Raw genomic sequence first — 12,944 nt, 5'->3', positions numbered from 1 at the left:
AAAATTTTTATACTGATAGTTATTTTGATTTTTATATACTCAGTTGCGATAGAACCGAGTCTATTAATTGTGAAAAAATATAGTATAAGTGAAAGTGGAGATTTGGTAAAAAATGATACAGTGAAGCCCAAATCTGAAAGTATAAAAGTAGTTCAAATTACAGATACTCAAATAGGAAGTTTTTACTCAACTAAGAACCTTAAGAAAGTAGCTAATAAGATTAATGCTTTAAATCCAGATATAATAGTATTTACTGGTGATTTAATTGATTATTCCAATAAAAATCCAGATATAGATGAAATTACAACTATTTTATCAAGTATGAATGCTAGGTTGGGAAAATTTTCAGTATTCGGCAATCATGATTATATGTATAAACTTCCTAGGTATTATAGACAGATTATGAAAAATTCCAACTTCAATCTTTTGATAAATGAAAATAAAAAAATAAAATTAGCTGAGGACAAATATATTAACATATTAGGTGTTGATGAAATATTAAATGGAAATCCTAATATAAAATATCTGGAGAATAAAACTGATAAGAAAAATTTTAATTTATTATTGGCACATGAACCAGATTTAGTTGATATGCTCAGTAAGGATGCGATGAATTTAGTTTTATCTGGGCATAGCCATGGTGGTCAAATAAGAGTACCTTTTAAAGGAGCTCTAGTTACTCCTCCATATGGGAGAAAATATACTAAAGGGTTTTATGAGATAAATGGAAATCATTTATATGTAAGCTCAGGACTTGGAAGTACAAAGCTACCATTTAGATTTCTTAATATACCAGAGATAGTAGAATTTAACATTCTAATTTAATATGAAATATTATTTTATTTATTAGAATATGTAGAAACTGTAAGAATAGATTGAGTTAAGATACAAAATATTCAAGTTATTATAATTAGTGTATTAGATAATATAGATATTATTAATAACTGTTAAAATATACATTAAAACAATATAAGATAAAAAATAAAAATACAGCAAGATTGTGTAGCTTATATACTGATTATTTATAATTAATACAATCTTGCTTTTTTGTGTGTAAAAATATTAATTACTATTTAAAGTTTTTTATTTTTTCTTTATCCCATATAAATAATTTTTCTGAATTATTTAAAGCACCAAATACATTTCTTTTAAAATCTGGCATTTCTTTGTTTAAATCAGCAATAAGATTTTTTATGTATTCTCTTCTAGTATGACCATTTGCAGGGCATGGATTTGTTATAATAGGATAGTTAGAATCTTTTGAAATCTTTTTAGTCATATACTCTTCTATGTAAATCATAGGTCTTATGACAGTTAAATCTTGTCTATCTAAATATGTTTTTGGAGAAAAACAATTTACTCTGCCTTCATAAAACATAGACATTAAAAATGTTTCAATTGCATCATCTTTATGATGTCCAAGAGCTACCTTGTTACATCCAAGCTTTTTAGCATTATCATTTAAGGCACCTCTTCTTAAATTAGCACATAATGCACAAGGATTTTTTTCTTGTCTTATATCAAATACAATTTCCTTTATATCAGTTTGAAACTCATAAAAAGGCACATCTATTTCCTGACACAACTTATCTAGTGGAGAATTATCAATACCACCAGTATTTAATGTTATAGCTATCAATTCAAAGTTTTGAGGAGAAAATCTTTGATAACTTTTAAGTATATGAAGCAATGTTAAACTATCTTTTCCACCAGAGAGCCCAACAGCAATTTTATCATTTTCTTGTATCATATCGAAGTCTTGTATAGCCTTGCGAGCTTTACTAAGAAGTTTTTGTATAGACATTTTTAGCACCACCTTTCAAAAATATTAAATTTAAGATTTACTTAAGATTTACTTATAAAATACTTAAAATTTATACTCTAAAATTAACATTATAGACAAACATACAAAAAGGAGACGATGTAACCATGAAAAAATTTAAATTAATATTAGCCATTATTATAGTAGTATTTATAAGTGTATTTATATCTAAAGATAAATTTCTTATAAAAGACAAAAACCCAACAGGAACTGCCCAATTTGCTTCAGAAGAAGATGTTGAATCAAATTCCCAAAATAAAAATCACTCAAATAGTATAGCAAATATATTACTGGTAAACAAGACAAATGGAATTGGCAAAGATTATGCTCCCGAAAATATTACTAAAGTAAATATACCTTTTGTTGAAGAAGCAACAGAAGAGGAAAAACAAATGGCAGGAGTACCTGCAAAAGCAGTTGAAGATTTAGTTAAGCAAGCTAAAGAAGAAGGAATACAATTTTTAGGGTCTTCAGCATATAGATCTTACAGTACTCAGCAAGAGACTTATACAAAAAGGGTAAAATCTCAGGGACAGGAAAAAGCAGATGCATATGTGGCAAAGCCTGGTTATAGTGAGCATCAAACTGGACTTTGTATAGACTTAACAAACCCAGAAAGATGGTTTGTTGGGAGTACAAAAGAAGCTATATGGTTGGCAGAAAATGCTCATAAGTTTGGATTTATAATAAGATATCCTAAGGGTAAAGAAGATATAACAGGTACAGCATATGAACCATGGCATATTAGATATGTTGGAAAGGATATTGCCGAGGAAATTTATTCAAAAGATTTAACTTTAGAAGAATATTTGCAAAATAAATAATATAAATATTTAAAGTTAATTGTATAATATTGGAAGTTAAGAAGTGGGTAAATTTAATGGATTACACTAACTAAAGTATAGTATAATTTTATATGAATAAAAACTATATACAAAAGTTAAGTTGGGATGTGTAAAAGTGGAGAATACAATTCTTGTTGTTGATGATGAAAAAGAAATAAGAGACCTTATAGAGATATATCTTTTAAATGGTGGATATAATGTAATTAAAGCTGAAGATGGAGAAGAAGCTCTAGATATTTTAAAAAAAGAAAATATTCATTTAATGGTGTTGGATATAATGATGCCAAAAATGGATGGGATAGAAGTTTGCAGAAGAGTTAGAGAAAGTTTGAATATACCAATACTTATGTTGAGTGCAAAATCAGAAGACATGGATAAAATACAAGGAATAATGACTGGTGCAGATGATTATCTTACAAAACCATTTAATCCACTTGAACTTACTGTGAGAGTGAAATCATTGATTAGAAGAGCATATTATTTTAGTGGAGCTAATAATGACAATAAAAATATCATAGAAGTTGGAGTGGTATTAATAGATAAGGAAAAGCATAGTGTAACAGTAGCTGGAAAGGACATAACTTTAACGTCAAGAGAATTTGATATACTGTACTTATTGGCAAATAATAAGGGAAGAGTATACAGTACAGAAGAAATATTTGAAAAAGTATGGAAAGAGAAATATTATCAATCTAACAATACTGTAATGGTTCATATGAGTAGAATAAGGGATAAAATTGAAAAATATACAGATGGAGAAAAAATAATTCATACTGTATGGGGAGTAGGATATAAAATTGAAAAATAAAAGCTTATTAAATCATATGTTTCGTCCTATAATAGATTTTACGATAAGTTGCATTATTACCTTAATAATTATGCTAACAAGCATTTATATAATAAAAGTGTTATATGTTAATACTGGTTTATCTACAATTAATTATCTTGTATATAATTTAAGAGATTTAAGAGCGTTTATAGGTGAGGGATTATTTTATCCATTTTTATTTGTACTCTCATCATTAGCAATTTATTCTTTAATATCATACAAGAGAAATAAACAACTTGTCGATTTTATAAGAAAAAATAATAAAAAAAATCAGAAGTTAGAAATCATTGTAGATGCTGTAAATTCAATGGATGAAGGCGATTTACAAAAAAATATAGATATTGAGTATGACTTAGAAGGGTTAAAGGATAAAGAAGTTGATGATATTGATGAACTAGCACATAAAATTAATAGTATTATTCATCAACTTAGAAACATAACTGTTGAAGAGAGACAAGCTCAGCAAACCAAAACAGATTTAATAACAAATGTGTCGCATGATTTAAGAACCCCTTTGACATCAATAATGGGTTATTTAGGATTGATAGAAGAAGGTAAGTATAAAGATGAAGTACAGATGATGTATTATATTAATATTGCATATGAAAAATCAAAAAGTTTAAATGTACTTATAAATGATTTGTTTGAGTTTACAAAAATGCAAAATAATACAATAAGATTAAATAAAATAGAAATAAATTTAGTAGAATTATTAAGTCAGATAGTATCTCAATTTGAAATTTATTTTAAGCAGGAATTTATGGTTAGTAGAGCTAATTTTAATGAAGAAAAATTAATTGTAAAAGCTGACCCGAATAAATTGGTAAGAGTATTTGAGAATCTTATGACTAATGCTATGAAGTATGGAAAAGATGGACTTTATGTAGACATAGTTACAGAGAAAAAAGGAGATATGGCAGTTGTAAAGGTCATAAATTATGGAGAACCAATTCCAGTATTAGATTTACCAAACATATTTGATAGATTTTATAGAGTTGAAAAATCAAGAAATAGAAATGCTGGAGGGTCTGGACTAGGTCTTGCAATTACAAAAAATATTGTGAACTTACATGATGGACAAATCACCGTTTTAAGTGATAAACATCAAACTGTATTTGAGGTACAACTACCACTAATACAATCAGTTGAGTTATAAAATAAAAGCATATTTATATGTATAAATAATATAGCAATAAAGTGTTTACAAAAATAAAAAAGTAATATATAATTTAAGTCAGTTTAATAAGATACTTATCAAGAGTTAGGGGAGAGAGTTAGCTCGGTGATCCTATACCAACCTTTTATCAGGTGGTCCTGCTAACAACGATGAGACGATTTGAAATAATATACTCTTCTTATCAATAATGGATAGGGGGAGTTTTTTTTAGAATTAATATAATAAATTTTAAATGATAATGGAGGATTAAATAATGGAAAAAGTGGAAAGTTTTAAGTTAGATCATACAAAAGTAAAGGCCCCTTTTGTAAGAAAGTGTAGTGTACTTGATGGAGTAAAGGGAGATAAAGTAAGTAAATTTGACCTAAGATTTTTACAACCAAATGTAGAAAGCTTTGGAACTGCTGCTATGCACGGTTTAGAGCATCTTTTAGCAACTTATTTAAGAGACACACTAGAGGGTGTAATAGATTTATCTCCAATGGGATGTAGAACAGGATTTTATTTAATACTGTGGGGAGACGTAGATGCCAATACAGTTAAGGTTGGTTTAGAAGAAGCGTTAAAAAAAGTGATTGAATCAGACGAAATGCCAGCAGCTACAGCAATAGAATGTGGAAACTACAGAGATTTATCTTTATTTGGAGCAAAAGAATATGCAAAAGATGTTTTGGATAAAGGATTTTCTTTAAATATATATGGAGAATAATTTGATTGAAAAAGGAAATATAAACATAAATCAAAGTGAAGTTTTAAGATACTTACAATACAGAGGTCAAGAGATAGATAAAGACCTTAAAGATACTATTGATGAATGTGTAGACATAACTAAAAATAAAATAAATCCTAGATATTTATCTAGGATTTATCCTATTAAAATAAATAAAGATAATGTTGTAGAGTTAGAGGGAACAAATTTAACATTAGAAAGTAAAGACATATATGAACTTTTAAAAGAATGTAATGAATGTGTAATTATGGCAGCTACCATAGGATTAGAGATAGAAAAAGAAATAAAAAGACATTCTTATTCAGATTTAACAAAAGGACTAATAATAGATTCATGTGGAACAACAGCAATAGAAGAAGTATGTGACATCGTTCAAGATAATGTAGAAAAGGTTTTTTCAGAACAAAATAAATTTATAACTATGCGATATAGCCCAGGATATGGAGATTTACCGATAGAGAAAAATATAGACATATTAAATGTGTTAAATGCTCAGAAACAAATAGGTCTAACAATTACCTCCAATGGAATTATGATACCGAGAAAGTCTGTAGTGGCTATCATAGGCATTTCTAATATAAAAATAGGTGAATCTAAAAAAGAAAAATCGTGTGAAAATTGTAAAAACTATAGAAACTGTACATATAGAAAAGGAGCGAATTCTTGTGGAAATAAGACAATATCTAAAGAATAATATACTAATATTTGATGGCGCAATGGGAACAATGCTTCAACAAAAAGGTTTAAGGTTAGGTGAAAACCCAGAAGTGTTTGGTATTCAAAATCCAGAAAAACTTATAGAAATACATACCTCATATTTAGAGGCAGGCTCAAACGTAATTCTTACAAATACTTTTGGATGTAATGAGCTAAAATTAGATAGTAAGTATACAGTAGAAGAAGTGATTGATAATGCTGTTTCAGTGGCTAGAAAAGCTATAGAAAATGTAGATAATACTAAACCAAGATATGTAGCATTAGATATTGGTCCTATAGGAGAAATGCTAGAGCCTATGGGAACTTTAAGCTTTGATAGAGCATATGAAATATTTAAAAGACAAGTGTTACAGGGGGCTAAGTCTGGTGTTGATGTAATAGTAATAGAGACTATGATGGACTTATATGAAGCTAAAGCAGCTGTATTAGCAGCTAAAGAAAATTCTGATTTACCTGTTTTCTGTACTATGACATTTGATGAAGGTGGAAGAAGTTTTACTGGATGTATGCCAGAGAGTATGGTGGCTACTATAGAAGGATTGGGTGTTGATGCAATAGGAGTTAATTGTTCATTAGGGCCTAAACAACTTTTACCGATAGTTAAAAAAATAGTATCAAGAGCTACAATACCTGTGATGGTTCAAGCAAATGCTGGTTTACCAAATATAGTTGATGGAGAGGCTATATATGATGTTGATGCAAAAGAGTTTTTTGAAGGTGTCAAGAAATTCGTTGAGGTTGGTGCTACTATAATAGGCGGATGTTGTGGTACAAACCCAAGTTTTATAAAAGAAATATCTGATAATATAAATTCTGTTACTAAAGGAAGTATAGAGAAGATTGATAAATGTGTTGTTTGCTCACCATCAAAATTTGTAGAAGTAGAATCACCTATAGTTGTTGGAGAAAGATTGAATCCTACAGGCAGAAAATCTCTACAAGAAGCATTGAAAAATGAAAACGTAGATTATGCAATAAATTTAGGGTTAGAACAAGTGAACGCTGGAGCACAAATATTAGGAGTAAATGTTGGCTTACCAGAGATAGATGAAAAAAAATTAATGCCAAAACTAATAAAAGAAATACAGGCAGTAGTAGATACTCCTTTACAAGTCGATTCTTCCAATGTAGAGGCACTTGAGCAAGGACTTAGATATTATAATGGTAGAACAATAGTAAACTCTGTAAATGGCAAAGAGGAGTCTTTAGAAAGCATATTACCAATAGTCAAAAAGTATGGTTCATGTGTGGTTGGACTTACACTTGATGAGAAAGGGATACCTAAAAAAGCCGAAGAAAGATTTGAAATAGCAAAAAGGATAGTAGATAGAGCAGTTTCTTATGGAATAAAGCCAAAAGATATATTTATAGATTGTTTATCATTAACTGTGTCAGCACAACAAGAAGAAGCAATAGAGACTATAAAGGCTATAACAATGGTAAAGGCATTGGGAGTAAAAACTATATTAGGTGTTTCAAATATTTCCTTTGGACTTCCAAATAGAAAGGCACTTAATGCTTCTTTTCTAACATTAGCTCTAGGGGCGGGACTTGATTTAGCAATTATAAACCCAAATGAATATAGTATGATGGAGGCTATTAATTCTTTTAAAATCTTAAATAATACAGATAAAGGATGTATTAACTATATAAATCAATACAGTAATATAAATAATTCAAAAAAATCAGATTCTACTACTAAAGTTGACAAAGAGTTGTCTCTAGATGTTTTAGTTGAAAGGGGCTTAAAAGACGACGCAAAAAATGTAACGCTGAATCTTTTGAAGGAAAAGGATGAAAATTATATATTGGATGAGATTCTAATTCCTGCCCTTGATAAAGTAGGGAAGAGATATGATAGTGGAGATATATTTTTACCACAATTGATTCAATCAGCAGAGACAGTAAAAGCTTCATTAAATACAATAAAGGAAACTTTATTAAGTAAAAGTAGTAATAATGTATCTAAAGGAAAAATAATAGTTGCTACAGTAAAAGGTGATATTCATGATATTGGAAAAAATATAGTAAAAATAATGTTAGAAAATTATGGATATGAGGTTATTGACTTAGGGAAAGATGTTCCAATTGAAGAGGTAGTAGAAGTTGCTAAAAAAAGAGATATAAAGTTAGTAGGCTTAAGTGCGCTTATGACTACAACTGTCCAAAGTATGAAAGATACAATTCAGGCATTAAGAGATAATGATATAAATGCAAAAGTATTTGTAGGTGGTGCAGTTTTAACAGAAGAATATGCTGAAGAAATGGGTGCTGACTATTATTCAAAGGATGCAAAATCTGCTGTTGAAATAGCAAAGTTAAATTTTTAGCATGTAAATTAAAATAAAGGTTGTGCTAAATAGGATATTTTATATATAATATAAATATAAGTTTTAGATACTTATGTTTGAAACAATAGGAATTAATCTATAAAAATGAGATTAATTAATATAAAAAAATATTTATCATCAACATTAAAAAGGGCTGGGAAGTCTGGTATAACTTCCATCAGCCCTTTTTAGTTAAAAATATAGATTAAAAAGCCCAGTTGCCGTTTTTAAAAATCTGTATTTGTTTTCCATCATAAGTTTCTCCGATAATATCCATATCCGCAGAACCAATCATAAAGTCCACATGTGTTAAGCTGTCATTTACACCGTATTCATCTAATTCTTCATCTTTTAAATTGTTTCCACCCTCTAGACAAGTTTTATAAGCAGAACCAATTGCAAAGTGGCAAGAAGCATTTTCATCGTATAGAGTATTATAAAAAATTATATCTGTATTGGATATTGGTGAATTGTATGGAACAAGAGCAACTTCTCCTAAATAATGAGACCCTTCATCTGTTTCAATAAGATTCTTTAAAGTATCTAATCCTTTTCCAGCAGAGAAATCTATTATTTTACCATCTTTAAAAGTTAAGAAGAAATTATCGATTATATTTCCACCATAAACAAGGGGTTTAGTACTATAAACAGTTCCATTTACTTTAAATTTATGTGGCATTCCAAAAATTTCTTCAGTTGGGATATTAGGATTAAAACTTATTCCATTAGGGTCTTTAGATGCTCCACTTAACCAAATATGGCCTTTTGGCAAATCTAGAGTCAAATCAGTTTTTGAAGATTTATATCTTAGAGTTTTAAAATTATTTTTATTTAAAAACTCCGTTTTAGATTTAAGATTTTCATTATGTTCTTCCCATGCCTTTATAGGGTCTTGACCATCTACTCTTGAACACTTAAATATAGTATCCCATAGTTTTTCTATTGCTTTATCTTCTGATAAATTTGGAAATACTTTTTTTGCCCACGCTTTTGTTGGTACAGAAACTATGCTCCACTTACACTTATCAGTTAGAGTATAAGAACGCCATTCTTTTAAAGCTTTACCAGATGCTTTTTGAAAATTTGCAACTCTTTCAGGGTCAACATCTTTTAGTAAGTCAGGGTTTTGAGCATATACTGATAAAAACGCTCCACCTTCTTTTGCTATATCTACATATTGTTCTGCTGTCCATTTTGGAAACTCATGAAACGCTTCATCTGGAGCATACAAATACTTAATGAGAGAACTTTCTTCATCAGACCATTCTATATATACATTTTTAGCACCACATTTATATGCCTCTTTAAGTGCATTTCTTGCAAAATTGGCACATTCTATTGGTGATTTTATAAGTAAAGTTTGACCTGGCTGTATGTTAATTCCAACTTTGATTGCCAATTCAGCATATTTTTCTAAATTTCTATTTAAATTCATATCCATCCTCCTATATTTTTAATATTGAATAACTTATAAAGTATTATAACATTACTTAGATTTTGGGTCATATTTAAAATATTTATACTCTGTAAACTGAGAAATAAAAAATATCTATTTTAATTAAAATAGATTGTTTAGATGTACAAACTTAAGTGGAAGAATATTTTTTGTTGATATTAGTATTAAAGTAGAAATAAAAATACTTTTTTAGTGAAAAGCTATACAAGAATACCGAAAAAAACTTATAATATAATAATGAGATAAATATAAATAATGAAATAAAAAATTTTCTGGCAAAGCTTATATATGTTTAAATATAGTAGTTTATATATTATGAACAGAAGATTTCAGTTAGGAGGGCATAAATGGAGCTTTATGAAGCCATTTTTTATAGAAAATCTGTAAGAAATTTTTCCAGTAATAAGATAAAAAAGCCATTAATGGAAGAGATAAAGAGAAGTTGTAAAAATTTAGAATATTTAAATGAAGATTTAAATATTAAGGCGCATGTTGTTGATAGAGGTCATATAATACATTTTTTAATGGGTAAGGAATGTAAAGTAAAAGCACCTCATTATATAGTAATCACATCAAATAAAGGTGAAGACTATTTACAAAATATAGGTTTTGCTACAGAAGGTGTAGTTTTACGTCTTACAACATTGGGTGTAGCTACCTGTTGGCTGGAAGGAAACTTAAAGAGAGAAGATATTTTAGAATTTGTGGATATTGGAAACAAAAGCTCTGAAGAAGATGAAGAAGACGATTTAGATTATTTAGCTGGAATAAAAACAGAAGAAGATAAGGAAGAAGAAATAGAGTATCCTTATATAATAATAGCTTTTGGATATCCAGCGAGAAATGAGGATTTATTTAGAACAAGATATGCTAGACCTGATAGAAAACCAGTAAAAGATATGATAAATAAAATAAATAGGAATAGAAAGTGGAAAGAAGTATTAGAATTTACAAGAAGAGCTCCATCTGTAAAAAATTCTCAGCCATGGTATTTCCATAAGGATGAACGAGGTCTTCATTTATTTGAAAAAAAACCTAAGAAACATTGTGAAGATATGAATAAAGTTAGCTTAGGTGTAGGATTAAGGCATTTTGATATAGCTTGTATAAAAAATAAAATAGATGTTTCATATGAAAAACTTCCTATAAGAAATAAAATAGGAAAATCATATTTTATAACCGTAGTTGAACATGTGAAACCAGAAGAAGAAATACCAGAAGAAAGTGTAACTCCAGAGAAAGAAGAATCACAAGAAGAATAAAATTTTGGAAGGGGATATTGGATATGTACAAGTGTGGAAAGTGTAATCTTAGGGGCTGTTCTGATGGAAATATGGATAAGCTGATGAAGATATGTCCTACTAGAGAAGTTGAACTACAACAAAAAGCAAAACAGCTTTATGAGGAAGAGGAAAATAGGAAAATAGCTTATAATGCTGGACTAGTTGAGACAGAAGGGTATTGTCAATATACTAGATTAAAAGAGATAATAGAGTTTGCTAAGAAATGTGATTATAAAAAAATAGGTATAGCATTTTGTATTGGATTAAAAAGAGAAATGCAAACAGTACAAAAAATATTTGAACACCATGGATTTGAAGTATTTTCGGTTATATGTAAAAATGGAGCAATGCCTAAGAGTACAGTTGGCTTAGAAGCATCTCAAACAATATCAAAGTGTGCAGATGAAATAATGTGTAATCCAATAGGACAGGCTTTGTTTTTAAATGAAGCTAAAGTTGACCTCAATGTAATTCTTGGATTATGTGTTGGACATGATACATTAGCCATGAAATATATGGAAGCTCCGATAACAACTCTAATTGTCAAGGATAGAGTAACTGGGCATAATCCAGCTGCTGCGATATATAATGCAGAGTCATATTTTGAAAAAAAATTGTTTGATAAAGATGAAGAATAATTCAAAGACTTATTGACATAAAAAGCAATTAGTGGTTTAATTATAAAAAAAGATAAAACTTTAAATTATCTTAGAGATACATAAAGTTATATTAATAAAGAAAAATATTACAGCTAAATTCCTTAAATTAGTCCAGAGAGACTAAAGGGTTATAGATAGTGTTAATATATAACCTCTAGTAAATCTTCTAGAGGTTTTTGATGAGTATAAAATAAAAATTTAAATATAATAAAGTCTTTTAAACTAGTCCAGAGAGACTGGGAAAGATATCTCATAGCTGAGAATTGAGTTATGTATAGATAAAATCCTTGTGCCTCTTTTGGTGTGAGGATTTTTTTATGAAGATTTAGGCTTTATTAAAAAGGAGATGTAAAAATGATAAATGGTAAAGAAAAATTGATAGTTGCAATTGATACTGACGAATTTGATAAAGCTAAAGAATTAATAGACAGATTAGAAGATAGTGTAGATATATTTAAAGTAGGACTAGAGCAGTATGTTGCTACAAAAGGAAAAACAATAGATTATCTTAAAGAAAAAGGAAAAAAGATATTTTTAGACCTGAAATTTCATGATATTCCAAATACTATGAAAAGTGCAGTAAGAGCTGCAGTTAGAGATAATGTTTGGCTAATGACAATACATGTATCAGATATGGAAGGAATGAGACAGTGTGCACTAGTTGCTAAAGAAGAAGCAGAAAGATTAAACATAGAAAAACCTTTAGTAGTTGGAGTAACAGTTCTAACTTCATTAAGCAACCAAGACTTACAGGATATAGGATGCAATATGACAACAGAAGAGTTAGCTATAAAGAGAGCTAAACTGGCAAAAGAATCAGGAATAGATGGAGTTGTTTGTTCAGCACAGGAAGTAGATAAGATAGTAGAAGCATGTGGAACTAATTTTATAACAGTTTGTCCAGGAATAAGACCTAAATCAGCAGAGGTTGGAGACCAAAAAAGAGTTGTAACTCCGTCAGATGCAATAAAAAGAGGAGCTCATTATTTAGTTGTTGGAAGACCTATAACAAAAGCAGAAAATCCAAGAGAATCAGCGATTAACATTGTAAAAGAAATAGAAAATGCTTAGATAAAATATTTGGGAGGTAGCTTAT

Annotated in this window: 12 protein-coding genes; 10 read left to right on the top strand and 2 right to left on the bottom strand. The window is 28.9% G+C overall.

The window, feature by feature from the left end; genetic code table 11:
* Positions 1–69 precede the first annotated feature (69 nt).
* Positions 70–825, top strand: a complete 756-nt coding sequence (locus ACTG48_RS20220; RefSeq protein ID WP_021386541.1) for a metallophosphoesterase — start codon at positions 70–72, stop codon at positions 823–825.
* Positions 826–1,069: 244 nt separating this feature from the next.
* On the opposite strand, the gene ACTG48_RS20215 is transcribed toward ACTG48_RS20220, so the two are convergent.
* The gene (locus ACTG48_RS20215) at positions 1,070–1,804 is read right to left on the bottom strand and encodes a tRNA 2-thiocytidine biosynthesis TtcA family protein (RefSeq protein ID WP_479917804.1); all 735 of its coding nucleotides are present in this window, start codon (positions 1,802–1,804) and stop codon (positions 1,070–1,072) included.
* Between the two features lie 125 nt (positions 1,805–1,929).
* Here ACTG48_RS20215 and ACTG48_RS20210 point away from each other — a divergent pair, with 125 nt between their 5' ends.
* The 6 genes from ACTG48_RS20210 to ACTG48_RS20185 all read left to right on the top strand — a co-directional run bounded on the left by ACTG48_RS20210 (position 1,930) and on the right by ACTG48_RS20185 (position 8,450).
* Entirely contained in the window at positions 1,930–2,646 is a 717-nt protein-coding gene (locus ACTG48_RS20210; RefSeq protein ID WP_479917803.1) for a M15 family metallopeptidase, read from the top strand.
* Positions 2,647–2,782: 136 nt separating this feature from the next.
* Complete coding sequence (locus tag ACTG48_RS20205) at positions 2,783–3,475, top strand: response regulator transcription factor (RefSeq protein ID WP_479917802.1); 693 nt, start codon at positions 2,783–2,785, stop codon at positions 3,473–3,475.
* 70 nt (positions 3,476–3,545) lie between these two features.
* A complete protein-coding gene (locus ACTG48_RS20200) occupies positions 3,546–4,652 on the top strand; it encodes a sensor histidine kinase (protein ID WP_479917801.1) in 1,107 nt (368 codons plus the stop codon).
* 274 nt (positions 4,653–4,926) lie between these two features.
* Complete coding sequence (locus ACTG48_RS20195; RefSeq protein WP_479917800.1) at positions 4,927–5,382, top strand: S-ribosylhomocysteine lyase; 456 nt, start codon at positions 4,927–4,929, stop codon at positions 5,380–5,382.
* A complete protein-coding gene (locus ACTG48_RS20190) occupies positions 5,372–6,097 on the top strand; it encodes a vitamin B12 dependent-methionine synthase activation domain-containing protein (RefSeq protein ID WP_479917799.1) in 726 nt (241 codons plus the stop codon). Before ACTG48_RS20195 ends, ACTG48_RS20190 begins: the two co-directional genes overlap by 11 nt.
* A complete protein-coding gene (locus ACTG48_RS20185; RefSeq protein ID WP_479917798.1) occupies positions 6,069–8,450 on the top strand; it encodes a homocysteine S-methyltransferase family protein in 2,382 nt (793 codons plus the stop codon). The genes ACTG48_RS20190 and ACTG48_RS20185 overlap by 29 nt, the downstream gene beginning before the upstream one ends.
* A gap of 205 nt (positions 8,451–8,655) precedes the next feature.
* Here the strand turns inward: ACTG48_RS20185 and ACTG48_RS20180 are convergent, their stop codons facing one another.
* Positions 8,656–9,885 carry an aminopeptidase gene (locus tag ACTG48_RS20180; RefSeq protein WP_479917797.1) on the bottom strand — a complete coding sequence of 410 codons (1,230 nt, stop codon included), beginning with the start codon at positions 9,883–9,885 and terminating at the stop codon, positions 8,656–8,658.
* A gap of 368 nt (positions 9,886–10,253) precedes the next feature.
* Here ACTG48_RS20180 and ACTG48_RS20175 point away from each other — a divergent pair, with 368 nt between their 5' ends.
* The 3 genes from ACTG48_RS20175 to pyrF all read left to right on the top strand — a co-directional run bounded on the left by ACTG48_RS20175 (position 10,254) and on the right by pyrF (position 12,919).
* A complete protein-coding gene (locus ACTG48_RS20175) occupies positions 10,254–11,168 on the top strand; it encodes a nitroreductase family protein (protein WP_479917796.1) in 915 nt (304 codons plus the stop codon).
* Between the two features lie 23 nt (positions 11,169–11,191).
* Positions 11,192–11,827: a DUF1847 domain-containing protein gene (locus ACTG48_RS20170; protein ID WP_479917795.1), complete on the top strand. Its 636-nt coding sequence runs from the start codon at positions 11,192–11,194 to the stop codon at positions 11,825–11,827.
* 375 nt (positions 11,828–12,202) lie between these two features.
* Positions 12,203–12,919, top strand: a complete 717-nt coding sequence (gene pyrF, locus ACTG48_RS20165; RefSeq protein WP_479917794.1) for an orotidine-5'-phosphate decarboxylase — start codon at positions 12,203–12,205, stop codon at positions 12,917–12,919.
* Positions 12,920–12,944: the final 25 nt, after the last annotated feature.

Source organism: Clostridioides sp. LIBA-6822 (assembly GCF_056688955.1).
This window is presented reverse-complemented; position numbering and strand designations above follow the sequence as displayed.

Bases quoted from the DNA above. Each gene is read 5' to 3' on its own strand.
- ACTG48_RS20210 (WP_479917803.1), top strand. From the start codon at position 1,930: ATGAAAAAATTTAAATTAATATTAGCCATTATTATAGTAGTATTTATA.
- ACTG48_RS20180 (WP_479917797.1), bottom strand. From the start codon at position 9,885: ATGAATTTAAATAGAAATTTAGAAAAATATGCTGAATTGGCAATCAAA.
- pyrF (WP_479917794.1), top strand. From the start codon at position 12,203: ATGATAAATGGTAAAGAAAAATTGATAGTTGCAATTGATACTGACGAA.
- ACTG48_RS20170 (WP_479917795.1), top strand. From the start codon at position 11,192: ATGTACAAGTGTGGAAAGTGTAATCTTAGGGGCTGTTCTGATGGAAAT.
- ACTG48_RS20190 (WP_479917799.1), top strand. From the start codon at position 5,372: ATGGAGAATAATTTGATTGAAAAAGGAAATATAAACATAAATCAAAGT.
- ACTG48_RS20200 (WP_479917801.1), top strand. From the start codon at position 3,546: ATGCTAACAAGCATTTATATAATAAAAGTGTTATATGTTAATACTGGT.
- ACTG48_RS20175 (WP_479917796.1), top strand. From the start codon at position 10,254: ATGGAGCTTTATGAAGCCATTTTTTATAGAAAATCTGTAAGAAATTTT.
- ACTG48_RS20215 (WP_479917804.1), bottom strand. From the start codon at position 1,804: ATGTCTATACAAAAACTTCTTAGTAAAGCTCGCAAGGCTATACAAGAC.
- ACTG48_RS20195 (WP_479917800.1), top strand. From the start codon at position 4,927: ATGGAAAAAGTGGAAAGTTTTAAGTTAGATCATACAAAAGTAAAGGCC.